At 54.8% G+C, this 22,697-nt stretch carries 19 protein-coding genes; 2 read left to right on the plus strand and 17 right to left on the minus strand.

Annotated elements, in window-relative coordinates; genetic code table 11:
* Window positions 1-70 precede the first annotated feature (70 nt).
* The 13 genes from AC3ZPD_RS05745 to AC3ZPD_RS05805 form a co-directional block, all read right to left on the minus strand.
* On the minus strand, window positions 71-1,498 hold the full coding sequence (locus AC3ZPD_RS05745; RefSeq protein WP_490983304.1) for a family 43 glycosylhydrolase: 1,428 nt from the start codon (window positions 1,496-1,498) through the stop codon (window positions 71-73).
* Between the two features lie 154 nt (window positions 1,499-1,652).
* Window positions 1,653-3,227 (minus strand): extracellular solute-binding protein, encoded by a 1,575-nt coding sequence (locus AC3ZPD_RS05750; protein ID WP_490983305.1) that lies wholly within the window; start codon window positions 3,225-3,227, stop codon window positions 1,653-1,655.
* 90 nt (window positions 3,228-3,317) lie between these two features.
* Entirely contained in the window at window positions 3,318-4,202 is an 885-nt protein-coding gene (locus AC3ZPD_RS05755; RefSeq protein WP_490983306.1) for a carbohydrate ABC transporter permease, read from the minus strand.
* A 19-nt stretch (window positions 4,203-4,221) separates the two neighbouring features.
* Window positions 4,222-5,202: an ABC transporter permease gene (locus tag AC3ZPD_RS05760; RefSeq protein WP_490983307.1), complete on the minus strand. Its 981-nt coding sequence runs from the start codon at window positions 5,200-5,202 to the stop codon at window positions 4,222-4,224.
* 92 nt (window positions 5,203-5,294) lie between these two features.
* Entirely contained in the window at window positions 5,295-7,142 is a 1,848-nt protein-coding gene (locus tag AC3ZPD_RS05765) for a cache domain-containing sensor histidine kinase (RefSeq protein WP_490983308.1), read from the minus strand.
* Complete coding sequence (locus AC3ZPD_RS05770) at window positions 7,135-8,778, minus strand: response regulator (RefSeq protein ID WP_490983309.1); 1,644 nt, start codon at window positions 8,776-8,778, stop codon at window positions 7,135-7,137. The genes AC3ZPD_RS05765 and AC3ZPD_RS05770 overlap by 8 nt, the downstream gene beginning before the upstream one ends.
* A gap of 193 nt (window positions 8,779-8,971) precedes the next feature.
* Window positions 8,972-9,829: an MBL fold metallo-hydrolase gene (locus AC3ZPD_RS05775; protein WP_490983310.1), complete on the minus strand. Its 858-nt coding sequence runs from the start codon at window positions 9,827-9,829 to the stop codon at window positions 8,972-8,974.
* Between the two features lie 79 nt (window positions 9,830-9,908).
* Window positions 9,909-10,580 (minus strand): YitT family protein, encoded by a 672-nt coding sequence (locus AC3ZPD_RS05780; protein WP_490983311.1) that lies wholly within the window; start codon window positions 10,578-10,580, stop codon window positions 9,909-9,911.
* Window positions 10,581-10,944: 364 nt separating this feature from the next.
* Window positions 10,945-13,134, minus strand: a complete 2,190-nt coding sequence (locus AC3ZPD_RS05785; protein WP_490983312.1) for an alpha-galactosidase — start codon at window positions 13,132-13,134, stop codon at window positions 10,945-10,947.
* A 199-nt stretch (window positions 13,135-13,333) separates the two neighbouring features.
* A complete protein-coding gene (locus AC3ZPD_RS05790) occupies window positions 13,334-14,290 on the minus strand; it encodes an L-lactate dehydrogenase (protein WP_490983313.1) in 957 nt (318 codons plus the stop codon).
* A 144-nt stretch (window positions 14,291-14,434) separates the two neighbouring features.
* Window positions 14,435-15,565 (minus strand): alanine dehydrogenase, encoded by a 1,131-nt coding sequence (ald, locus tag AC3ZPD_RS05795; RefSeq protein WP_490983314.1) that lies wholly within the window; start codon window positions 15,563-15,565, stop codon window positions 14,435-14,437.
* Between the two features lie 338 nt (window positions 15,566-15,903).
* Entirely contained in the window at window positions 15,904-16,368 is a 465-nt protein-coding gene (locus AC3ZPD_RS05800; protein WP_490983315.1) for a YhjD family protein, read from the minus strand.
* Entirely contained in the window at window positions 16,365-17,618 is a 1,254-nt protein-coding gene (locus AC3ZPD_RS05805) for a DNA polymerase IV (protein ID WP_490983316.1), read from the minus strand. Before AC3ZPD_RS05805 ends, AC3ZPD_RS05800 begins: the two co-directional genes overlap by 4 nt.
* 267 nt (window positions 17,619-17,885) lie before the next feature.
* Between AC3ZPD_RS05805 and AC3ZPD_RS05810 the strand changes: the two genes are divergently transcribed.
* Both AC3ZPD_RS05810 and AC3ZPD_RS05815 read left to right on the plus strand, forming a co-directional pair.
* Window positions 17,886-18,005 carry a YjcZ family sporulation protein gene (locus tag AC3ZPD_RS05810; RefSeq protein WP_490983317.1) on the plus strand — a complete coding sequence of 40 codons (120 nt, stop codon included), beginning with the start codon at window positions 17,886-17,888 and terminating at the stop codon, window positions 18,003-18,005.
* 71 nt (window positions 18,006-18,076) lie between these two features.
* Window positions 18,077-18,193 (plus strand): sporulation protein YjcZ, encoded by a 117-nt coding sequence (locus AC3ZPD_RS05815; protein ID WP_490983318.1) that lies wholly within the window; start codon window positions 18,077-18,079, stop codon window positions 18,191-18,193.
* Between the two features lie 189 nt (window positions 18,194-18,382).
* Here AC3ZPD_RS05815 and map read toward each other — a convergent pair whose 3' ends face one another.
* The 4 genes from map to AC3ZPD_RS05835 all read right to left on the minus strand — a co-directional run bounded on the left by map (window position 18,383) and on the right by AC3ZPD_RS05835 (window position 22,673).
* Entirely contained in the window at window positions 18,383-19,129 is a 747-nt protein-coding gene (map, locus tag AC3ZPD_RS05820; protein ID WP_490983319.1) for a type I methionyl aminopeptidase, read from the minus strand.
* Window positions 19,130-19,348: 219 nt separating this feature from the next.
* Complete coding sequence (locus AC3ZPD_RS05825) at window positions 19,349-19,636, minus strand: stage VI sporulation protein F (RefSeq protein WP_490983320.1); 288 nt, start codon at window positions 19,634-19,636, stop codon at window positions 19,349-19,351.
* Window positions 19,637-19,749: 113 nt separating this feature from the next.
* Window positions 19,750-21,795: an ATP-dependent DNA helicase RecG gene (gene recG, locus AC3ZPD_RS05830; protein WP_490983442.1), complete on the minus strand. Its 2,046-nt coding sequence runs from the start codon at window positions 21,793-21,795 to the stop codon at window positions 19,750-19,752.
* On the minus strand, window positions 21,795-22,673 hold the full coding sequence (locus AC3ZPD_RS05835; protein WP_490983321.1) for a DegV family protein: 879 nt from the start codon (window positions 22,671-22,673) through the stop codon (window positions 21,795-21,797). Before AC3ZPD_RS05835 ends, recG begins: the two co-directional genes overlap by 1 nt.
* Window positions 22,674-22,697: the final 24 nt, after the last annotated feature.

Genomic DNA, 22,697 nt, shown 5'->3' on the forward strand with positions numbered 1-22,697 from the left:
TGGAAATAGCCGGGATCACCCCCTTTAAAAAATTTCCAGGTTTACATCCGCCCGGTTCCGCTTATTCCTTTCATTCAGCCTCGCCTGAACCGTCTTGAGCTTCAGGAAACCGTACAACCGACAGACCGAGCAGCTCGGCGTTTCCGTGCCCGCCCGTCCATTGCACTTCGTTGTTCGTGCCGGGTTTTAGCCGGACGGTAAAAGAAGCAACGCCATCGCCGCTGTCCGCCGAAACTGCACCTGCATAGACTGCTCCGGCAGAGTCTGCATCGGCGGGGACAGTCCCTGCCGCACTATCGCCAGCAGCGTCCGGATACCCGGCGCAAGGCAGGTTGAGCAGCGTATAATCGGTGTCATTGACCACCAGATTTAATTTGGCCAGCCGTTCCGGCGTCCGGTAATGGAGGTATAACGCCGCTCTCCCGCCGCTTCCCCCATCAATCCCGTCAAAACGGCAAGCCGCCCCGGCCGCGTGCAGGCCTGTCACCACCGTGCGGCCGTCCGGGAGCTCCTCCAGCTTCGCCCCGCCAGCAAGCCCGCAGCCGGAAGCCGGATAAAACCGGACAGGTTCCTCTGACAGCGGCGTCTCTCCGGCCGGCTTCAAGCCTTCACGCGTTTGCCGCACCGGTTGGATCGAACCGTCTTCGCCAAAATACAAGGCGTCGACACACACGGAACGCAGATTGCCATGGCCGGACAAGGATTGATTATGGTAAAACAAATACCACTGGCCTTTAAATTCCGCTACCGAGCCATGAGTGGTCGAGCAGCCGGTCGGCTCCAGGAAAATGCCCCGGTACGTCCACGGCCCCAGCGGATGTTCGCTAGTTGCGTACCGCATCCGGTTGTTGTCTTCGAGATTATCCGCGTAAGTGAGATAATAGAGCCCCTTTCTTTTGAACACCCAGGCGGCCTCATGAAAATCCTCCAGCCCCTCCATGTCCCGCATCCCGCCTTCTATGGACATCATATCCTCGCCAAGCCGGCCGCCGTGGCATACGCTCCCGCCGCCATAATACATATAAGCCGTGCCGTCTTCGTCCGTAAAAACGCACGGGTCGATCATCGCAAATCCCCCAAGGCCAGGAATGTATCCCTGATCGACGAAATCCTTGGCCGGATGGCTGCTTACGGCCACGCCGATTTTCCACGTATTATTCCAGTCTGAGCCGCTCGGATGCGGATAATAGAAATAATATTTGCCGTTCCGGTACGCGCAGTCGGGAGCCCACATAAACCCGCCTTCGGGGCGTCCCCATTTCACGTCGCGCGAATGCAAAATTTCGCCTTCGTCGATCCAGTTCACCAAGTCATCCGATGAAAAAACGTGATAAGCATCCATCAGATCGCACCCTCTGGGCGGATCGATGTCGTGGGAAGCGTAAAGATAAAGGCGTCCGTCTTCCCAAACGTGGGCCGACGGATCGGCCGCAAAAATCGTGGTAATAGCTGGGTTTTGACCCGTCTTTTTGGCAAAAACCTTTGGAATGGCGTTCATGATAGGGACCTCCGATATTGTTTGCTTATGATTTGGATAGCGCTGCATAGTGTTTTATAACATCGTGTGCGGTGACATGACAGGTGACAAGAACACCCCGAAAGCCTGGCGGCTTTGGGGCGTTTTAGCCACGGCAGGGCCGGACGCCGCCGGTTTATTTCTTTCCGGCCAGGTAAACGTCCACCTGTCTTTGCGCTTCGGCAATGATTTTATCGATGCCGTTTTTCTTTTGCAGGTCGATATAATTGTCGAGCGTTTTGTCGACGTCTCCCTTGGCGATACCGTATTCGATCGGCTTGCCGAATTCCTCGGCGGTCTGGTCGCGTTTCGCCAGCTCGTTTTTAATGGAATCTTCGGCGATAAACAGGCCGTCCACAGGGGAATTCACATTTTCAGGTTCGGCGGCGAATTCGGCTTCTTTTTCCCAGAAGCCTTGCGGATAGGTGGTGGTCGGCCGCATGAACTGCGGTTTCCAGAACGCCCATTGTCCGCCCCATTCCATATAGTTGCTGGTCGTAGAGTCCATGCCTTCCGGATAATTGGCGATGTCGCCGTCCAGCACATAGGTTTTTCCTTCGATGCCGTATTCCAGCAGGTCATACAGCGTGCGGTCGGTTTCCACCATATCGAGGAAACGCAGCACCAGATCCGGATGTTTGGAATTGGCGTTGATGGCGACCACGTTCGCCAGCGGTGAGCGGTTTACGTATTTTTTGTCGGGATAAAGTTCGGACACGCCCTGCGTATAGGATTTATCCACAAAACCCGGATCGGCATAAGCCCATTCATGGGAGGTGATGGTCACATACTTTTTGCCGTTTCTCCACTGCACTTCTTCGCCTTCCTTGTCGATCATCGCATCGCGGTTGATCAGGCCTTTGTCGTACCACTCTTTCGATTTGTGGGCCGCTTCCCGGTAAAACGGCTGGGTTTCGACAGGCTGGATTTTAATAGCCGGATCGTTCAGATAGAAGCCGAGGCCGTGGAAGTTCAGGTCCACCCATTCGTCCCGGATCATATAAATCGAAGTCGGCGGCGTACGGGAAATTTTGTCGTTCGGATACGCTTCCTTAAATTGGGTCAGCAGGTTTTCCATATCTTCCACCGTTTTGACCGAACCGTCGGGAACGTTCAGCCCTGCTTTCTCGGCCAGATCCGAGCGCCAGGCGATAAATTTGCGTTCGTTCATCTTCATCGTCCAAGGCAGCCCGACGATTTTGCCGTTGACGGTGGCCGCATCCAGCGTGCCCTGCTCCTGGTACTTTTTGTACAGGTTTGGCGCGTATTTAGGCAGCAGATCATTAAGCGCCATATAGGAGCCTTTGGCCGCCATTTGTTTGTAGGAAAGCCAGTCACCGTCGAAATTCATGTCCCAGCTGTCGCCGGAGGCGGCCATGACCAGCATCTTCTGTTTGAAGTCGCCGAACGAGATGAAGTTGGTATCGAACTTGACGTTCAGGCCTTTGCTTTTTACGTAATCGCTGATTTTTCCCCATACTTCGTCGGTAGCAGCTTTTTTGTCCCCTCCGAAATAAAATTTCAGCGTAACCTCTTCGTCGCTGCCGGACTGGGCGCTTTCGCTTGTGCCGCTGTTGCTGCCCGTATTGTTTGAAGCGGTTCCATTTTTCCCGTTGCCTGAATTCGCCGAATTTCCGCCGCAGGCCGACAGCATCAGGCTGAGCAGCAGCACGGTAACCATAGCGATCAGGCCGGATCTTTTTTTGCGCATCTAAACCTCTCCCCCATAATGATAATGATGGTATTTATGCTATAACGGCCTTGGCCGGTATAGTTGAATCGTTGGACTGCGTGGATAAAATCAGCCTTTTACGGCCCCAACCATCAGGCCTTTGACGAAATAGCGCTGTACAAACGGATACAGGAACACGATCGGACCGATCGTGACGACCGTCAGCGCCATTTTCATCGATTCGGTCGGGATCTGCGCGGAAATGCGCTGCATGGCAGCCCCGTTGCCCGAGCTGCGCAGGAAATCGACGTTGGCGATCAGCGTCCTTAAAAGCAGCTGCAGCGGCTGCAGCTCCTGCTTGTCGACGAACATGAGGCCGAGAAACCAGTCGTTCCAATAGCCGAGCGAGATGAACAGCCCGACCGTCGCCATGACGGGCAGCGACAAAGGCGCAATGAGCCTCCAGAATATGCGGAATTCGCCGGCTCCGTCCATTTTCGCCGATTCGTGGATTTCCTCGGGAATGGAAAGCATGAAGTTGCGCACGAGGAACAGGTTAAACGCCCCGGCCAGCGACGGCAAAATCATCGCCCAGACCGAATCCTTCAAGTGCAGATAGCGGACGCAAATGATGTACCAGGGCACCAGCCCGCCGTTGAACAGCATCGTGATAATGACGTAGACGGACAGAATGTTCCGGTATTTAAAGGAACGTCTGGCCATTACGTAAGCGCCCATCCCGATGACGGCCAGCGAAAGCGCCGTGCCTGCTACGGTAACAAAGGCGCTGATGCCGTAGGCCTGCAAAATGCGGTTCGAGCTGAAAAACAGGATTTCATAGGAAGCGAAGGTAATATGCTTCGGAATCAGGTTGTAGCCATAGTCCACGATGTCTTTCTCCGTGCTCAGCGAGCCGGCGATGACCATCAGGAAGGGATACAGGCAGGCCACGCTGAACAGGGCTACGACCAGCGCCAAAACGGCGTGCCCTATCGTCATTTTTTTCTTAAGCAAGGTTCGGTCCCTCCTTCAATCAAAAGATAGCGGAATCCTTGTCGATTTTGCGCGCCGCGAAATTGCTGGCCAGTACCAGCACAAACGCAACTACCGACTGAAGGAAACCTGCCGCCGAAGCCATCCCGATATCGCCGGTTTGGCGCAGGCTCCGGTAGACGAAAGTATCGATGACATCGGTGGTCGGGAACAGCAGCGACGCATCGCCGACCATGGCGTAAAACATGCCGAAATCCGCGTTCATGATTCGCCCAACGGCCAGCAGCGTCAAAATGATGATCGTCGGCCGCAGCATCGGCAGGCTGATGTGGCGGATTTGCTGCCAGCGCGTGGCTCCGTCGATTTCCGCCGCTTCATAATAGGTCTGGTCGATGGAGGTCAGCGCCGCCAAATAAATGATGGCCCCGTACCCCGTCGACTTCCAGCGTGCCGCAATCGTCAGAATCAGCGGCCACAGGCCGGGCGAGTTGTAGAAATCGACGGGGTTCAGCCCGAACCATTCCAGCAGCCGATTCATTGAACCGCTTTCATAATTCAGCAGGTTGTAGGTAAACACCCCGACGACGATCCAGGAAATAAAAAACGGCAGGAACGTCAGCGACTGGGCCACGCTTTTGAAATATTTGTTCCTGAGCTCATTCAGCAGCAGCGCCAGCCCTACCTCAAAAACAAGCCCGACCACAATGAACAGCGCGTTCAGCAGGATCGTGTTCCGGATAGCGCGGAAAGCGCTGTCCGAGGACATCAGGTAATCAAAATTGTTCAGCAGCGGATGCATCCAGTCGCTGCCGAAAATGCCTTTGTCAAAGCTGAAATTTTTGAAGGCGATGACAAGGCCGGCCAGCGGGAGGTAGTTGAACAGCAGCAGCAGCACGGCCACCGGCAGAAACATGAGCAGCAGCGTGCGACTCTTGTAAAGCTCTTTAAACACGCTATGTTTGTTCACGGTCGCGAGGCGGCGTTCCGGCCGGCCTTTAGGGGTTGCGGTTATCGTTTTCATACGCATGTACCTTTCTCTATGATTGATGTTTTCATCATAAAACAGGTCCACGCGCATCTCTACGAGCCGATCTTGTTCTTTCCAGTGCAGAATTAGCCTTCCCGGCGTTTGTCCGAATCCGCTCCCCCGTTCTCCGCGGATTGGCCCTCCATTACCGGGTGGCGCAGCGTAATGCGCGTACCCGCTTCCGCGTTTGACTCGATCTTCAAGCGGTAACCCTCGCCGAAATACAGCCGCAGGCGTTCGTTGACATTGCGCAGGCCCACGCCTTTCGTTCCGGTGGAAGGCTTGAAAGCGCCGGCCACTCCGGTATCCTCGTTCAGCTTGGCCAGCACCTCCGCCGGAATGCCTTTGCCGTTGTCGATAATCTCCAGCACCAGGTCCTGCGCTTCCCGGTAAACAGAAATCAGAATTTTGCCATGCGCAAAATTATCGCGGATGCTGTGATGAATCGCGTTCTCCACCAAAGGCTGCAGCAGCAGCCGCAGAAACGGCAGCGGCAGCAGCCGGGGGTCGATGGCGTACGCAATCCGGATTTTTTCCCCCATCCGCGCCTGTTCGATTTGCACATAAGCCTGGACCTGCTCGATTTCCCTTTGCAGGGAGGTGATCTCCTTGCCCTGGTTGAGGCTGAGCCTGAGCAAATTGCCCAGGGCCGCGACCATTTCGCTGATATCGCTGCGCCCGTTCGTTTCCGCTTTCCAGCGGATGGACTCCAGCGTGTTATATAAGAAATGAGGGTTAATCTGGTGGCTAAGCACCTGAAACTCGAGCTCCCGCTTCTTCAGCTCCGAACGCGCCGCCTCCTCGACCAGGTGCTCGATCCGCGCCGTCAAGCTATTGAAGCCCCGGTACAGCCAGCCGACCTCGTCCTTGCGGCTGCTCCAGGCAGTATGATGGCGCAGGAAACCCTGCTCCGCTTTGCGCATCAGCTGCACCAGCTTCACCACCGGCTGGGTAAAATGGATCGTGATATAAAAAACCACGCCAAAGCTGCTGACCAGATAAATAATCAGGAAAACAAGCATGACGCGGTTGATTTCGAAAATGGAGCCGGTCAGCTCGGCCAGCGGCGACAGATTGACGACATACCACGGGCGGTCGCCCAGCTTCACGCTGGAAGCCAAATATTTTTGCCCGCCCACGATCAGGGTTTGCGCATTTTCGGCGTCGCCTACGGCGAGCCCGGCAAACTTTTTCGCCATATCCGTCCGGCCTGTCCATTCGTTGGCTGAGGAATCGTACATGACGTTCCCGTGTTCATCCAGCAGCAGGATCTTCTGGCCTTTGATATAACCCGGCGGATTGAAAAAACGGCCCAGCTGGTCTTCCGAGACATCAACCGCGATAATCCCGCGCGGCGTGTTGTCGTAGAGCCCCGTAAACTGCTTGATATAGGTCAGCAGCGGTTTCGCATATTGCCCGCTTTGCGGCATATAGAGCGTCCAGGTCGGCGTTCCCGTGGCGGTAACGTCCTTGTACCACGCCTCTTCGGCGATATGGGCCGCGTTTTCCCCCACCGTGTTCATATAAATTGGATAACGGTCCGGATGGGCCGGATAAAAATGCACGCGGAAAGCATCGATCGTCGGCGTCCATTGATTCAGCAGGGTCAGCATGCTGACTGTAAACGTGCTTTCCTCATCCGCATTTTTCGGCGGATCCTCCAGGATGGCCTGCAGGTTTTTGTTGCCGATCAGGTCATTGATCTGGTCGTTCAGACGTGCCAAGTAACCCTCGAAGTTTTGGCGCGCCTGCACCAGATAACTGAAAGAAGTGATGTTGTTGGCATTCGAAATGCCTTCGATCGCTTTGACGTGTGAATAATAGGCAAACAGCAGAAACGGAACGACCATCATCGCAAAAAAAATCAAAATAACCCGGTCGCGCAGCGAACCGGGCTCCAGTTTCATCTTTCTCCAGCTGGTTATTCTATTCATCGGCGATCCCCTGCAGCTTTCGGTATTCTTTAGGCGTGCAGCCCGTTTGTTTTTTGAACAGCTTTGTAAAATGGACCGGGTCCTTATAACCGACAAGCGAGGAAACTTGATAAATTTTATAGTGGACTTCCCCCAGCATCGCTTTGGCGTTCTCCAGCCGGACCTCCGTCAAAAATTCGAGGAAGGTCTGCCGTTTCTCTTTTTTGAACAGTTTGCTGAGCCAAACCGGGGTGACGTGCACTTCGGCCGCCACGTTGTTCAGCGTCAGGTTGTCGGCATAATGCCCGCGGATGTACCGCTCGGCTTCCTGGATGATTTGTCCCGGCGACGAGGACCATTTGTCAAACTCCCGCGACAACTCGATCAGGCACTGCTCGGCTTGCCCGCGCAGGGATTCCAGCGTATCGTAACGCTCCAGCCGCTCCCACAGCTGCATCGGGTTCCGCAGCCAGACCTGCTCTTTCCCGCCGTATCTGGCCGCCCTTTGAAAAATGCCGAGCAGCCATTCGAACACCCGCTGCTGGATATCCTTGATTTGCACGGCCGGCCAGCCCTGCACCAAATTGCAAAACTGACCCATCGCCTGCCGGATATCGTCCTCAGAACCGTAACGGATCAAATCGACGACCTCCTCCGGGTTCGTGATCGGGATATCCTCTTGCTCCGCTTCGTTTTCCCAGCCCTGGCTCGTCAGCAGCCGATCTCCGCCGTATACCGCCTTCTGCTCCAAGATGTCCTCGGTTTCGAGATAACGGCCATGCAGGCCGGCCAGCGCGGAAGCATTCAGGTTAAAGGCCACGCTGGCTTTGGCCCGCACAAAATCATGGAACCGTTCCACCAGCAGCCGCCCCAAAGCCTGGGCTTTCTCCAAATCCCCTTCATGCGGGCAATAAAACACGGCCGCCCAGCGCTGCTTGGAATCCTCATATAGCGCAAAACGCCCGTCGAATTCTTCCTCCAGCGTCTGCTTGACCACATTGCCGATGCTGAACAAAATCAGTTCCTTTTCCCTGCGGAGCCCTTTCCGGTTCTCCACCGCCTTCAGGTCGTCCGCCTCGATCAGCATGACCGCAGAAGGGCCGGCAACCAGCCAGTCCAGCTCCAGCGTTCGCAGTCGGTGCAGGATCCGCGTTTCGCGGTAAGGATCATATTCCTGCTCCAGAATTTCCTTAAGCAGGTCCTCGCGGATCTTCGGCAGGATGCTGCGGACTTCATTATGCAGCAGCAGCCGGGTTTCTTCGTCCTTTTGCTCCTGCTGCAGCAGCAAGGCCGCGCGCCTCAGGATGTCGCCAAGCTCCTCCGTATTGATCGGCTTCAGCACATAATCCAAGGCGCCCAGCTTCATCGCCTGCCGGACCATGTCAAAATCGTCGTATCCGCTGACAATGACGGCTTTCCACCCGTCCGGCCGCTCGTTTCCCCACGCCTCGATCAGCTGCAGCCCGGACATGCGTTTCATGCGAATATCGGCCACAATGACATCCGGCAGTTCCCTGCGCGCCAGCTCCAGGGCGGAATCCCCGTCGTCGGCCGTTATTACCCGGTCTATACCGTAAGCGGACCAAGGAATGCTTTTGCGAAGTCCTTCGCGGATTTCCAATTCATCATCAACGATAAGCGCCAGCAATCGCTCCATCCCCCTTGTCTCGTCCAAGTTGATACCGTTTTTGAAAACAGCTTTCCCGCCCTTATTTTAGTATCGGCGGCCGCTTTCCTGCAAGCGTTTTCAATAAATGCACCAAGATTGGCCTGCAAAGTTTGTTTATGTCCCCTTACCCCCGCAGGAAATACAAAAACAAAAACCCCACGAGGTGGGGTTCGTTGCGGGATCAGTTCAGAAACGCCCGCGGCGATACATACACAAACCGTTCGGCGCGCGCCATGATATGAAATTTCTGCTCCGGAAAATGGCGGTACAGATAGTCGGCGAAATACCCCGGATTTTCGGCATTGCCGGCAAATAAGTCATAATGAAGCGGAATGACGGTTTCAAACTCCGCAGCATAAGCGAATTCGGCAGCTTCCCGGTAATTCATGTTGCCGACGATGTCCCGGCTGGTCCGGAAATAATCTCGTCCGTTAATCGGCAGCATCGCCAAATCCACGTTATGCTGCCGAACCTTTTCCAGAAGGCCGTCGTAAATGACCGTGTCCCCCGCATGGTACAGCGTAACGCCGTTCAGCTCAAGGATGTAGCCGACGTAACGGTGAAAACCCTGCCCGTCCTGCTCCAATTGTTCATGCGCTGCCGGGATGGGCTGAAGGCGAAGTCCCTCCAAGGGAGAAATCCAAACCCCGGTTTCGGCATTTTGCAGCTTGTCCTCCTGAACGCCGGTTTCCTCCAGCAGCGGTTTGCGGCACCAGGCCGGCGCTATCATTTTCATGGAAGGATTGCTTCGGACCATAACCGACAGCGTGGCCGGGTCCATATGATCGATATGCTCGTGCGTGATCAGGCAAAGATCGGCCCCCGTGATATGCTCCGGGCGAATCGGCGCCGGGTAAGTCCGCGCCTCAAACTCGGACACAAAAGGATCGACGTAAACCGTCACTCCTCCCCCTTTGATGATGACGCTTTCCTGGCCCAGAAACCAGACTGCCAGACAGCCGTACGGCACCTCCGTGTTGTTGACTTCCTGAATCAAAACCTCTCCGCTTCTGCTGCTGTTTCTGTTCGTTTCGTTCATCCGCCATGCTCCTTTCAGCCATAAAATGAAAGTTCGTTATGTAAAAAGCGCTCCCCGAAAAGGGAAGCGCCCCAAGGTCTTAAGCTTGCACCGGTTTGCCATCCACCCGTTCCACGACGTAAGAGATGGTGACCGATTTGGCCGGTTTGGTTTTCTTCTGGAAACCGACGATCCAGGTGATGATTTTTCCCGCGATCAACACGGCCAGAACCGTAAACAGCGTTTCCGGCAGCGGCAGGAAAATCAGTGAAACCAGCAGGACCACAGCATCCAGTAAAATAAATACCGTACCGATCTTCATGCCGGTCCATTTACTTACGCATAAAGCCAATATATCGTCCCCTCCGCAGGCTCCGCCTCCGCGCAGAACAAGACCGGCCCCTATCCCGGTCAGCAATCCGGAAAGGATCGCAACGACGAGCAGGTTATGGTGCAGATTCAGCGTTATCGGCGAAAAACGTTCGCATGCTTCATACACAGCCGAGAAAGAAACCGAACCCAGCAGCATATAGCCGATGAAACGGCGTCCTTTCAGGTAAAAAGCAAGCACCATCAGGGGGAGGTCCAGCAGAATCGTCATCAGGCCGGGCGGCAGATTAAACAGGTATTTCCCCAGCAGGGCTATCCCGACAAATCCGCCCTCCGCCAAATGATTCTGAAAGTTAATGTGGTAATACGTCAATGCAAGCAAAATCGAGCCCGTTAAAATCATTAAAATCTGTCTGACATGGTAGGTGTTTTCTGTTCTCATCAGGTATCCCTCTTATCGCAGTTTTGTTGTCCTTTCGGCAACGCCCTGCAAAGAAGGTCCTTCGAGCTTTTGTCCTTCGCATGATTACACGCTTCTTTCGCAGGGAATTAGCCTATCCGGCATGCCACTACGAAAGGGAGCTAAGTATAAGAGAGATCACAACGTTTCCAAATCGTCCTTTCGGATTTCGTCCTTCGGGAACTCATGGTATCCTGATCCTTTCCTTATTTGATTTGAAGCAAAAGCCGATCAGCCGGTTCTGCTTCCTTTTTTCCTAATATTATTATAACACAGGAAAAATGATGACTAAACAGCTTAACGCCCGTTTATACGGGCGTCCGCTGTTTTAAACCGGCGTAGGCCGTTAAATTTCGCGAAGGATAAACAGTAAGCTCTTGAAATCTCCTTCAAGCGGCTTAAAATGCAGGCCCCGGTACATCAGCTCGTCGCCGCCGTACACTTTGCCGTCCGCTTCCAGACGATAAGCTTTGGCCGGATCCAGCCCTTTCAGCTTCAGGCGGCGAAGCGGCGCGTTCGGGCCGGCCAACACCTGGAAATACGCGGCGAACGCTTCTTTTTTATCCTCGGACACAAACATCCAGGCGGTTTCATTCCCTTCGAACGGGCTGAGCAGCCGGTAAAAATCGCCGAACTGGATCAATCCCCGGAGCTGCTTATACTGCTCGACCTGAAGTTTGACGCTCAGCTTCTCTTCGTCCGTCAGCTTGGTCAGATCCAGCTCATAGCCGAAGTTGCCGGACATCGCCACATGGCCGCGGGTTTCAAACGGCGTGCTGCGGTGCACCTGATGGTTCGGCACGGCGGACACATGCGCGCCCATGGCGCTGGCCGGATACACGAGGCTGGTGCCGTATTGAATTTTCAGGCGTTCCACGGCATCGGTATCGTCGCTGGTCCATGTTTGCGGCATGTAATACAGCATGCCCGGATCAAACCTTCCGCCTCCGCCGGAGCAGCTTTCGAACAGGATATGCGGGAATTTCGAGGTGATCCGTTCCAGCACATCATACAAGCCGAGCATGTAACGGTGGGCCGTTTCGCGCTGGCGTTCAGGCGGCAGCAGGGCCGAGCCGATCTCCGTCATGTTGCGGTTCATGTCCCATTTCACGTAGGTAATCGGCGCAGAGGATAAAACGCCGCTCACGGATTCCACGATATAATCGCAGACGTCGGGCCGGCTGAGATCCAGAATCAGCTGTTCCCGGGCCAATGTGCGGCTGCGGCCTTCCACATGCAGGCACCAGTCCGGATGCGCCCTGTACAGATCGCTGTCCGGGGACACCATTTCCGGCTCGAACCACAGTCCGAACTGCATGCCGGTTTCCGTAATGTCTTCGCCTAACTGCTTCAAACCGTTCGGCAGCTTCCGGCGGTCTTCCTTCCAGTCGCCCAGCGAAGAATCGTCGCGGTCGCGGCGGCCGAACCAGCCGTCGTCGAGCACAAACAGCTCCAGGCCTAATGCTTTGCCGGCAGCGGCGATCTCCTTGATCTTCGATTCGTTGAAGTTGAAATAAGTCGCTTCCCAGTTATTGATCAGGATCGGCCGGCTTTGATCGCGGTGAACGCCGCGGCAAAGGCGGGTCCGGTAAAGCTTGTGATAAGTGCGCGACATGCCGCCAAGCCCTTCTGAGGACCGGACAAGCACAAGCTCCGGCGCCTGGAACGTCTGCCCCGGCTCAAGCTGCCAGCTAAAGCCGAAAGGCTGAAGCCCCAGCATGACCCGTGTCGTGGCATACTGATCCACCTCGGCTTGGGCCATAAAGCTGCCGCTGTACACGAGGCTGAAGCCGTAAACTTCGCCGAAATCCTCACCCGCATTCCGCTCAAGCAGCGCGATAAACGGATTCTGCTGATGGCTGCTGGAGCCGCGTTTGCTGTCAATCCGGTGAATGCCCGGCACGAGCGGGCGGGTATGCATATGGCGCTCCCGCGTCCACGTGCCGGACAGCTGCAGCATGTCATAATCCGCATCGGCGAATTCCACGCTGCCGCTCATCACCCGCTCCAGAACGGCCGGGCTTGTCCCTTTATTTTCAATCCGCACGGAACGTGTAATCGCATCGATATTCCGGAAGGCGGTAAAAGCCAGCACCACCGACAACCCGCTTGGCTCGTCCTTCAAATATAGCTCCAGCGTATCGGCTTCCCCTTCGGTTTCCGCATAGGTGGCCGGAAGTCCGGTCAACTCGGGTTTGCCCGCCTTAATTGCATGTCCCTCGTAGCGGAAATCACTGATTGCCGATCCGTCCGCAAACCGGATTTCCAGCGCAGGCTCGCGGAAGTCCCCCGTTCCATAGGAAGGATATTCATGCGGCAGCGTATCAAAGGAAAAAGTCCGGTCCTCGCGGATAAAATTCGGGCTGAACGAGCAGCGCTCGATCGTCAGGTAGTCCGTTTGGAAGCGGGAGGCGTCCAGCTTCGGTCCCCAATACAAATGAGCCGGATAACCGGCCTGCACAAGCTGAAAGATGTAGCTGGAATCTTTGGATTGCAAATGAAAAATATGATTGCCGGAGTCGTAATGAATGGTCATGGTTTTCCCCTTTTTCGATTCATTTAGTAAGAAGGCAGCGTTTTCATTTTGAACTACATTCAGTATATAAGCGGCTTGGCCGAAATACCAGCCTCCCGGCTTCCTTCTTCAACATTAATTGTCATCACACGCAAAAAAAGAAAGGCTCGCCTTGATTCCCAGGCACAGCCTTTCTTCTGCTTCCAGCCGGCGGCTTGGATCAAACGGTCTCCACCAGCTTGGCGATGTTTTCTTTAATAATTCCGGAAGACTTCTGAAACCTCCGCTCCTCGTCCGCCGAAAGATTCAGCTCCAGAATTTCCTGAATCCCACCTTTGCCGACAATCGCCGGCACGCCTATGCAAAGCTCCTTTTGTCCATATTCGCCGTCCAGAATCGCGGAAACCGCGATGATTTTGTGCTCGTCGTTCAGAATGGACCGGGTAATGTAGGCCAGGGCATTGCCAATACCGAACTGGGTGTTGCCTTTGCGCGTAAAAATCTCCCAGCCCGCATCTTTCGTCCGCTGCTCGATCGTTTCCAGATGGAGATCTTTAAAACGTTCCCGATGCTGCTCTAAAATGTGCAGAATCGGCTTTCCTCCGATAGTGACGTGCGACCAGGCCACGAACTGGGAATCGCCGTGCTCGCCGAGCGCATAACCTTGAACGCTGCGCGGGTCGACGGAAAACACCTCGGACAGCAGCGTCTTCAGCCGCGAGGAATCGATAGAAGTGCCCGTACCAAGAACGCGGCCGCGCGGCAGTCCCGAAACTTCGCGTACGAGATAGGTCACGATATCCACCGGATTGGCCGCCACGACAAATACGCCGTCAAACCCGCTGGCCATAATCCGGCTTACAATATCCTCCGTAATGGCTTTGGCATCTTCCAGCAAAACGAGCCGAGACTGCATGCCCTTCGGATTCCGGCCCGCCGTTAAAATAATCACGTCCATATCCGCACAATCCTCCAGCGTACCCGCATAAACTTTGGTACGGGTGGAGGTAAACTCCATGCAATGCGATAAATCCAGCGCCTGCGCCACCGCTTTGTCGTAGGTCCGGTCAATAATCATGATCTCGTCGCAAATCGACTGGTTAATCATGGAATAAGCGCATCCGGCGCCAACCATGCCCGCCCCTACCACGGCTACTCTTCTTGTTCCTTTTCTCATCCGCCATCCTCCTGTTGTCATCCGTTACCCTAGTTTTCTTCTCTATACAGTATAATATTTGGCCCATTAAAATGTCACAAAATCTGCCATCAAACCCGTGACATTTCAAAGAAATATCGGATAAACGGGTGAGAAAAAGCCTTTTTAAGCTTTCAGAGCGTCCAGAACTTCGCTAACCGGCTTGTATTCGTATCCCAGGCTGAGCGCCACGGCTTCATTGGTTACTTTTCCTGCCAAAACGTTGACGCCTTTCGCCAAAGCGTGGTTTTTCTCCATGCTCGCCGCCAGGCCAAGGTTGGCGATCTGCAAAGCATAAGGCATCGTGACGCTGGTCAGCGCCAGCGTGGACGTACGTGCGACCGCTCCAGGCATATTCGCCACGGCGTAGTGGATCACGCCATGTTTGGTGTAAGTCGGATCAGCATGGGTCGTTACACGGTCGATCGTTTCCACCGAACCGCCCTGGTCAATAGCCACGTCGACGATTACCGAACCTTCGCTCATTTGCTGTACCATATATTCCTTGACGAGTTTCGGCGCCCTCGCTCCCGGAATCAACACGGCCCCGATAACGAGATCGGCTTTCGCTACGGCCTGCTCAAGGTTGTAGGGACTGGACATAACCGTGGTCAGGCGCCCGCCGAAAATTTCATCCAGGTAGCGCAGGCGGCTCGCGTTAAGATCCAACAGGGTTACCCGGGCTCCCATGCCCAGCGCGATTTTGGCCGCATTGGTCCCTACCACGCCGCCGCCAACGATCACAACCTCTGCCGGAGCCACCCCGGGCACGCCGCCAAGCAAAATCCCTTTGCCGCCGTAAGGTTTCTCCAGGAATTGCGCTCCGATTTGCACCGCCATCCGTCCGGCTACCTCGCTCATCGGGGTAAGCAGCGGCAGCGAGCCGTCTTCAAGCTGAACCGTTTCATAGGCCACCGCATGCACGCCGCTTTCCGCCAGGGCACGCGTCAGTTCCGGCTCCGGAGCAAGGTGGAGGTAGGTAAACAAAATCAAACCTTCACGGAAAAATCCGTATTCCGCCGGCATAGGCTCCTTTACCTTCATGATCATTTCGGCATGGGACCAAACCTCTGCCGCCGAACCCGCCACATGGGCGCCTTTGCCCAGATACTCTTCATCCGTAAACCCGCTGCCTGCGCCCGCGGAGGTTTCGATCCAGACTTCATGACCGGCGCGAACAAGCGTATCCACCCCCGACGGGGTAATGGCCACACGGTTTTCATTATTTTTGATTTCCTTCGGAATTCCTACACGCATTGTTCAAGACTTCCTTCCTAAATGGTATGTAAACTGCGGCCCAGGCGACCGTTCTTCCCAGCTACTCCTATATATTACATGAGAAGACCCATAGTTGGAACATATTCGAACATGAAATAGGTGTATATCTCCTAAAAAAGCCGGAAAATTTGTATTTTTTTCAAAGTCAGCGTTAACTTTTCTGCCCTAAAGCGTTAGTCTATGTATATATTAAAGCAAAAGAAGGAGAGGCAGCTTTTTTCTCCCCTCTCCTTTCTGCTGCAGGCCGGCTCCACATCCGCCCGTCGCTTTTAAACGGAAGCCTTATCTTTTTCCCCGTTCAAGGAGCCTTCATTCGCTTAAGCCAAACACTCGGCAATTTCCTTGAGATATCGGGATAAACGAACGCTGATCTCGGAGCGTACCACATCGCGCACCATGCCGAACCGCTCCTCGTACCCCCGGCATGTAAAACGGTGATAGACGACCATTTCCTCCTGTTCATCGCGAATGACCCGAATGTTCCGCTTGGACAACTCCCGGCGCAAACGGTACAAATCTTCGCTGATTTTGCCCCGTACGACTTTGCCCGCTGTTAAATATAGAGGTTTCAGCAAATTGGAGCGGCGCTCGATATCGTCAAGGCTTTTCTCCACCATGCTGAGCATATAAGGAAGCAAAATATAATCGCGGATCATGATCATCTCCTCCGCCGTCGGGCGGGCCACGGGCACTTTCGCCTCGTGCCGCTGCTCATACTGCTCCTGGTGTTCGGTAAGCAGCATTTTGGATTTCCACCGCTCGTTCCCGTCCAATTTACTCATTTGTAGTGGCCTCCAATCTGTCCGGCTCTTTCTCTGGCAACCCCGGATTCCAGCAGGGATGAAGCTCTTACGATCGCATCGCTGCCGTACCGGTCCTTAATCCGGTCGGACGCTTGTTCAAGTCTGTAGGTTCTCATGCGGTCATCAAAAAGCGTAAGCTGTACAAGATCATCATCCATCAGCCCGGTCAGCGAAACCTGCAGACAGCTTACGGGCATCCCCTTCCAGTATTGCTCGAAAATCCGTCTGGCCGCAGCCGCCACCTCGTGGGTAAGCGAGGTCGGCTCCTGAAGGGTGACCTGGCGGCTGAAGGAGGATGAACGCTTTCCGTCGGTCTCGGCGGCCCCCACCGTAACTATCCGGCCGATGTAACCCCCTCTCCTGCAGCGGCGGCAGACTTCCACCACAAGCTCAAGAAGCACCACCTCGATATCCTCCAGCCTGCCATACAGGCTGCTTCGGAGCGCCTTGCCGTGGCTGACCGATTTCAGCTTGCTGCGGATCCCGGTCACCACCGGACTCGGATCGATGCCCCGGGCCGTCTGCCAATAATATTCAGCCTGAATATCGCTTTGCCTGCCCATTTCCTGCCGCATGCGCCGTTTGAAATCCGGAAGCTCCAGCCGGGCAATGTCTCCAATCTTATGTAAGCCCATCCGTTTAAAATGCCGGGTCATCCGGGACGCCGTCATAAACATTTGCTGGACGGGCAGGGACCATAGATCGGATTCGATGTTGTCGGCATCCAGCTTAAATATGCCTTCCGTTTTCTTTTTCGCAAAATTGTCCGTCGCCATCTTGGCTAAAATCTTGCTGGTACCGATGCCGCACCGGGTCCAGACGCCGGTCAGCACTCGCGTCTGGATTTGACGGGCAATTTCCTCCGGAGGCCCAAAATAAGGGATGGACCCGGTCACATCCAGAAACTGCTCGTCGATGGAATAAGGCTCGACCTGGTCCGTAAACGATTCAAAGATTTCCGTAATCAACAGTGAGACGGCGATATACGTTTGCATCCGCGGGCGGATCACCACCAGATCGGGACATTTGGCCAGCGCCTCTCCCACCCGTTCGGCGGTCGTGACGCCCCGTGCTTTGGCGATTGGACAGGCCGCCAGAATGATGCCGGAGGGGCGGGAAGGATCCCCGACCGCTACCGGTTTATTTTTCAAATCCGGCCGGGATGCCTTCTCAATAGAAGCGTAAAAGGACTGCCCATCCGCCAGCATAATGACACGTTCCGTCTTCACTCCCTCACTCCCTCACTCCCCATCCAAACCGAAAATACGTTCGTATAACATTATATACCGAATGTATGTTCGTTATGCAATGGTTATTTCACCCAGTAAGCGGGCGGATTCCAGCCGTTTCCTGGCCGGATAAATATAAACGCAAGCCTCTCCCTATCCCTTTAAGCAGATTTGGGCGCTTCGTCTGGGTAAACGTCTATAACGAATGCCCTTCCCGTTCATACAATGATTCCGAAAGTAACAATTCCTTAAAAGGAGGAAACAACCATGGGATATGATGCAGGCTGTGGTCCGGTAGGCGGCGGACTTTGGACTTCCACAGGAGCAATCCTCGTTCTGTTCATTCTCCTCGTTATCATCACTCGCAGCTTTGGGTTTGTTTACTAAGCTGTAAATCCGTCCGGCTGGGCCGGACTGCAACAAAATCAAAATAAAAAACAATTTAGGAGGAATTTTACATGGGTGAAGTAGCAGGCGCAGGTTATGGACCAGTTGGCGGACTTTGGACTTCCACAGGCGTAATTTTGGTATTGTTCATTCTTCTCGTCATCATTTCCCGCACATTCTTTATCTAACAGACTGATGTTTGACGCAGCGTGACCCTGCGAGGTCATGCTGCTTTACAAGTCCTGATGTCACCCGTGAAGCCTCCCGGCTTTCACGGATACTTATAACAGGCCTTGCTTAGAGTCGAAAAAGAGCCCGGACCGGCGTCCTGGGCTCTTTTGGGTTTGAAGCGTTTAAAAGCTGCTGCATCAGACGGATTACTGGGCCGTCAAGATCAGCGGACCGTCCGCGGTAATCGCTACCGTATGCTCATATTGCGCCGACAAACGGCCGTCCGCCGTCCGCGCCGTCCATTCATCCTCGTCGATCGTAATCCGGAACGTGCCTTCGTTGATCATAGGCTCAATCGTCAGGACCATACCTTCTTTAAGGAGCAGCCCTCTACCGGGATGGCCTATATGCTCAAAGCTTGGATCCTCGTGCAGAGAGCGGCCGATGCCATGGGCCAGCAAATCCCGGACCACGGAGAAACCCTGGCTTTCCGCATGGGACTGAATCGCATGGCCAATGTCGCCGAGACGATTGCCCGGCAGCGCCTGTTCGATGCCCAAGTAGAGGCATTCCTTCGTCACGTCCATTAATTTTTGGGCTTCCCCGCTGATGCGGCCGACCGCGTAACACCAGGCCGAGTCGCCAAACCAGCCTCCGCATTCCGCCACGATGTCCATTTTAACGATATCGCCTTCCTTCAGCGGAGTCCGGTTCGGGAAACCGTGGGCAATGACGTCATTAACCGAAGCGCAGGTTTCGGCAGGAAAGCCGTTATAACCTTTCGTAAATTGCTTGCCTCCAAGCTTGGTAATATGACGGGCCACAAAATCGTTAATTTCCAGGGTTGTAATCCCCGGCGCAATCAGCTTTGCAATTTCACGGTGGCAATCGGCCACAATCTGGCTGGCCGGCTTCATCTGTTCAATGTTTTCCGGCGTCTTCAGTTGAATCATAACGGTTATCCCCCTTTTTTCTCTCTACCCAAACTACACCTATGTTTTGCAAAATGCAAATTTAGCGAAGCGTAAAGGGAGCTCTGGAGCCGGTGAAGTTCACTGTCGCCGCCGATTTCTCGGGGCTTATCCACCTTTATTGCTAAAAAAACCGCCGGAGCTCCGCCCCGGCAGGTACAAAATGAAAATGGATTTTTATTTGGCAAATAGCTGATCCGCTTAACGGAACATTCCCCACAGCTTGATTAAATGGAACGTGTTTTTCGGATCGATCCGCTGCGCAAGCACAAATTGTGTCATTTGCTCTTCCTGCACACTGGTCAAACGTTCGTTAAGTATAACAGAAGCGCTTTTTACAAGCCTGCGGACCTTGGCAGGATCCTGCAGATCCGCTTTATTTACATTCTCCACAAGCTTCTTGATCCGGTCCTTCACAACCGGATTTTTCATCTTCTGCTTCACCCGCTGCACAAGCTGCTGGCTGATTCCAAACTGCTGATAGCCCAAACGCCATGGCACCTCCTGTCAAAACTGTCGTCTTTCCCAGTATATGACGGCAGTCTTGTCCCAAGTGCCAACAAAATGCAGCGCTCAAAACCGGCCGCGCGAACATCGGGCCGCTAGTCGATCAACTCGCCCTGCAAAATCTCCTCCCGCCGCAGGTATTCCCGCAGCGGCTGATAAGCCGGCGACGTCCAGAACGCCGGCTGGCGCACCAGCGCGGCGGCGTCGTCCCTCGCCGCCTCCAGCACCGCAAAATCGCTGACCATGTCCGCGATTCGGAACTCCGGCACGCCGCTCTGCTTCGTGCCGAAGAAATCGCCGGGACCGCGCAGCTCCAGGTCCCGTCTGGCCACCTCGAAGCCGTCGTCCGTTTCGGTCATGACGCGCATGCGTTCCTGACCTACCTCCGACTTCGGATCCGCGATGAGCACGCAATAAGACGCGTGCTCCCCCCGGCCGACCCGGCCGCGCAGCTGATGCAGCTGCGACAGCCCGAACCGGTCGGCGTCCATGACGATCATCAGCGTCGCGTTCGGCACGTCTACGCCGACCTCCACGACGGTCGTCGAAACCAGCAGCTGCGTTTCGTTCGCGTAGAAGAGACGCATCGCCTCTTCCTTCTCAACCGGCGTCATCCGCCCGTGCAGCAGGCCCACTTTAAAATCCGGAAAAGCCTGCTGCATCGAAACGAACAGGTCGATGGCGTTTTGCACATCCAGCTTGTCCGACTCCTCGATCAGCGGGCAGATCAGATAAGCCTGCCGCCCCTGGCCGATCTCCCGGTTGATGAAACCAAGCACCCGGTCCATCATGCTGTGCTTGACCCAATAGGTCGAAATCGGCTTCCGTCCTGCCGGCCGTTCGGACAAGGTGGACACATCGATATCCCCGAAAGCGGTAATCGCCAGCGTACGGGGAATTGGCGTCGCCGTCATCGTCAGCACGTCCGGATTATAGCCTTTGCGCCGCAAAATGCTGCGCTGGTTCACGCCGAAGCGGTGCTGCTCGTCCGTAACTACGAGACCCAGCGACCGAAAAAAAACATCCTCCTGAATCAGCGCATGGGTGCCGACCACAATATCGGTGAGTCCCATCTGCAGCGAAGCCAGCAGGTCTTTTCTTTTACGCCCCGTAATACTCCCCGTAAGCAGCCCCACCGTAATGCCAAACGGCTCGAACAATTTCGTCAGCGAGCGGGCGTGCTGCTCGGCGAGAATTTCCGTCGGGACCATCAGCGCGCCCTGGTACCCCGATTTGACCGCCGCATACAACGCCAGAGCCGCCACGACGGTTTTGCCGGAGCCCACATCGCCCTGGAGCAGACGATTCATGCAGTATGGGGAGCGCATATCCTGCAGAATCTCCAGCTCTACCTTCTTCTGCGCATCCGTCAGCTCAAAGGGCAGGCTGCGCACAAATTCGCGCATGGTCGCATTATCGACCGTGTGCTGCACCCCGTCCTGCCGCTGTTGATTCATCGCCCGGTACACCTGCAGCTTCAATTGAAAAAGAAACAGCTCCTCATAAACCATCCGCCGCCGCGCCTGCTGGCCTTCCTCATTGTCCACCGGCTGGTGGATGCGCTGAATGGCGCGGCTGCGGGCCATCAGGCCGTATTTGTTCACGAGCTCCTGCGGCAAAATTTCCGGGATCATCTCGCCGTACTGCATCAGCGCCTGCTTGATCGTTTTGCGCATCCAGGCCTGCGTAATGTTTCCGCCTACCGAATAAACCGGCTGCAGACTGCCGCTGCGGCTCACGCCTTGATCCGGAAATTCCGAATCGGAAACCGTAAGCTGCATCCGCTTCATGTCCCATTTGCCGGTCAGCGTAATCTCCCGTCCCGGCGTCAGCTGGTCTTTCAGAAAATGACGGTTAAACCAGGTCGCCGTAAACATCCAGTCATCGGCCATGATTTTGCAGGTCAGCCTGGATTTTTTGCCGTATCGCTGCAGGACGGGAACGCCAAACACCTTTCCCTGAACGGTCGCCTTTTCGCCGTCCTGCACTTCGCTAAGCGGGCGGAGGCGGTAATCCTCGTAACGGAACGGGTAATATTCAAGCAGATCGTTTACCGTAAAGATATGAAAGGCGTGAAGCTCTCCTTCTTTGAGAGCACTCACGCCGCTGACTTTTTTTACCGAAATTTCGTTAAGCAACATCATTGATCCCCCGCAGGCCAGCAAAATACAGCCACCGTTCCGCGCCCTACATGGGCGCCCACGACGGCGCCGATATCCGTGCGGACCACTTCATGCAGCGTAAAATGATTGCGCAGTTCCGCCAGAATCTCTTCGGCTCCTTCCGGATTGGCCGAATCGGCGAGCCCTACATGAATGTCCTGCACATCGCCAAAGTCATTCCGAAACAGCTCCATCATACGCGCGATCGCTTTCTTCCGGCCTCTGGCTTTGTCCACCGAATAAATAATGCCGTCTTCGCCGACCGAAAGAATCGGTTTGATGTTCAGCAAAGTGCCAAGCAGCGCGGTGGCACGGCCGATCCGGCCGCCTTTCTGCAAATATTCCAGCGTGTCGACCATAAAATACAAATGCCGGACCTGGCGCAGCCGTTCAACTTCATTGAGAATTGCCGCCGTATCCGCGCCTTCCTCCGCCATTCGGGCCGCGGCCGCTACCTGCAGGCCAAAGCCGTAGCTGGCGCATTTGGAATCGACCACGTGCACGTCTACCGGATGTCCAAGCTCTTCCTCAAGCATTTCTTTGCCGAGCAGAGCCGATTGGTAAGTGCCGCTCATGCCGGAAGAAATCTGCACGGAAATAACGGAGCTGCCCGGATGGGCATCCAGCAGCGTCCGAAAGACCTCCATATATTGAGACGGAGAAGTTTGGGAGGTAGTCGGCAGATCCTTCTCTTTCTCCAGCCGCTCATAAAATTCGCCCGCGGTCATATCGATGCCTTCGCGGTACGAGTCTTCGCCAAATCGGACAACCATCGGAATGACGTGAATCCCGTAAGCTTCGACGATTGATTTGGGCACATCGGCTGTACTGTCTGTTACGATAACGGGTTTCGCCATCTTTATCCTAATCCCCCTTGCTTT

The sequence above is a fragment of the Paenibacillus mobilis genome (assembly GCF_058267595.1).

Excerpts from the sequence above, each read along its gene's own strand:
- AC3ZPD_RS05775 (WP_490983310.1), bottom strand. The coding sequence starts at position 9,829 with ATGAACGAAACGAACAGAAACAGCAGCAGAAGCGGAGAGGTTTTGATT.
- AC3ZPD_RS05790 (WP_490983313.1), bottom strand. The coding sequence starts at position 14,290 with ATGAGAAAAGGAACAAGAAGAGTAGCCGTGGTAGGGGCGGGCATGGTT.
- AC3ZPD_RS05815 (WP_490983318.1), top strand. The coding sequence starts at position 18,077 with ATGGGTGAAGTAGCAGGCGCAGGTTATGGACCAGTTGGCGGACTTTGG.
- map (WP_490983319.1), bottom strand. The coding sequence starts at position 19,129 with ATGATTCAACTGAAGACGCCGGAAAACATTGAACAGATGAAGCCGGCC.
- AC3ZPD_RS05745 (WP_490983304.1), bottom strand. The coding sequence starts at position 1,498 with ATGAACGCCATTCCAAAGGTTTTTGCCAAAAAGACGGGTCAAAACCCA.
- AC3ZPD_RS05750 (WP_490983305.1), bottom strand. The coding sequence starts at position 3,227 with ATGCGCAAAAAAAGATCCGGCCTGATCGCTATGGTTACCGTGCTGCTG.
- recG (WP_490983442.1), bottom strand. The coding sequence starts at position 21,795 with ATGTTGCTTAACGAAATTTCGGTAAAAAAAGTCAGCGGCGTGAGTGCT.
- ald (WP_490983314.1), bottom strand. The coding sequence starts at position 15,565 with ATGCGTGTAGGAATTCCGAAGGAAATCAAAAATAATGAAAACCGTGTG.
- AC3ZPD_RS05785 (WP_490983312.1), bottom strand. The coding sequence starts at position 13,134 with ATGACCATTCATTACGACTCCGGCAATCATATTTTTCATTTGCAATCC.
- AC3ZPD_RS05810 (WP_490983317.1), top strand. The coding sequence starts at position 17,886 with ATGGGATATGATGCAGGCTGTGGTCCGGTAGGCGGCGGACTTTGGACT.
- AC3ZPD_RS05760 (WP_490983307.1), bottom strand. The coding sequence starts at position 5,202 with ATGAAAACGATAACCGCAACCCCTAAAGGCCGGCCGGAACGCCGCCTC.
- AC3ZPD_RS05770 (WP_490983309.1), bottom strand. The coding sequence starts at position 8,778 with ATGGAGCGATTGCTGGCGCTTATCGTTGATGATGAATTGGAAATCCGC.
- AC3ZPD_RS05765 (WP_490983308.1), bottom strand. The coding sequence starts at position 7,142 with ATGAATAGAATAACCAGCTGGAGAAAGATGAAACTGGAGCCCGGTTCG.
- AC3ZPD_RS05800 (WP_490983315.1), bottom strand. The coding sequence starts at position 16,368 with ATGAGTAAATTGGACGGGAACGAGCGGTGGAAATCCAAAATGCTGCTT.
- AC3ZPD_RS05780 (WP_490983311.1), bottom strand. The coding sequence starts at position 10,580 with ATGAGAACAGAAAACACCTACCATGTCAGACAGATTTTAATGATTTTA.
- AC3ZPD_RS05835 (WP_490983321.1), bottom strand. The coding sequence starts at position 22,673 with ATGGCGAAACCCGTTATCGTAACAGACAGTACAGCCGATGTGCCCAAA.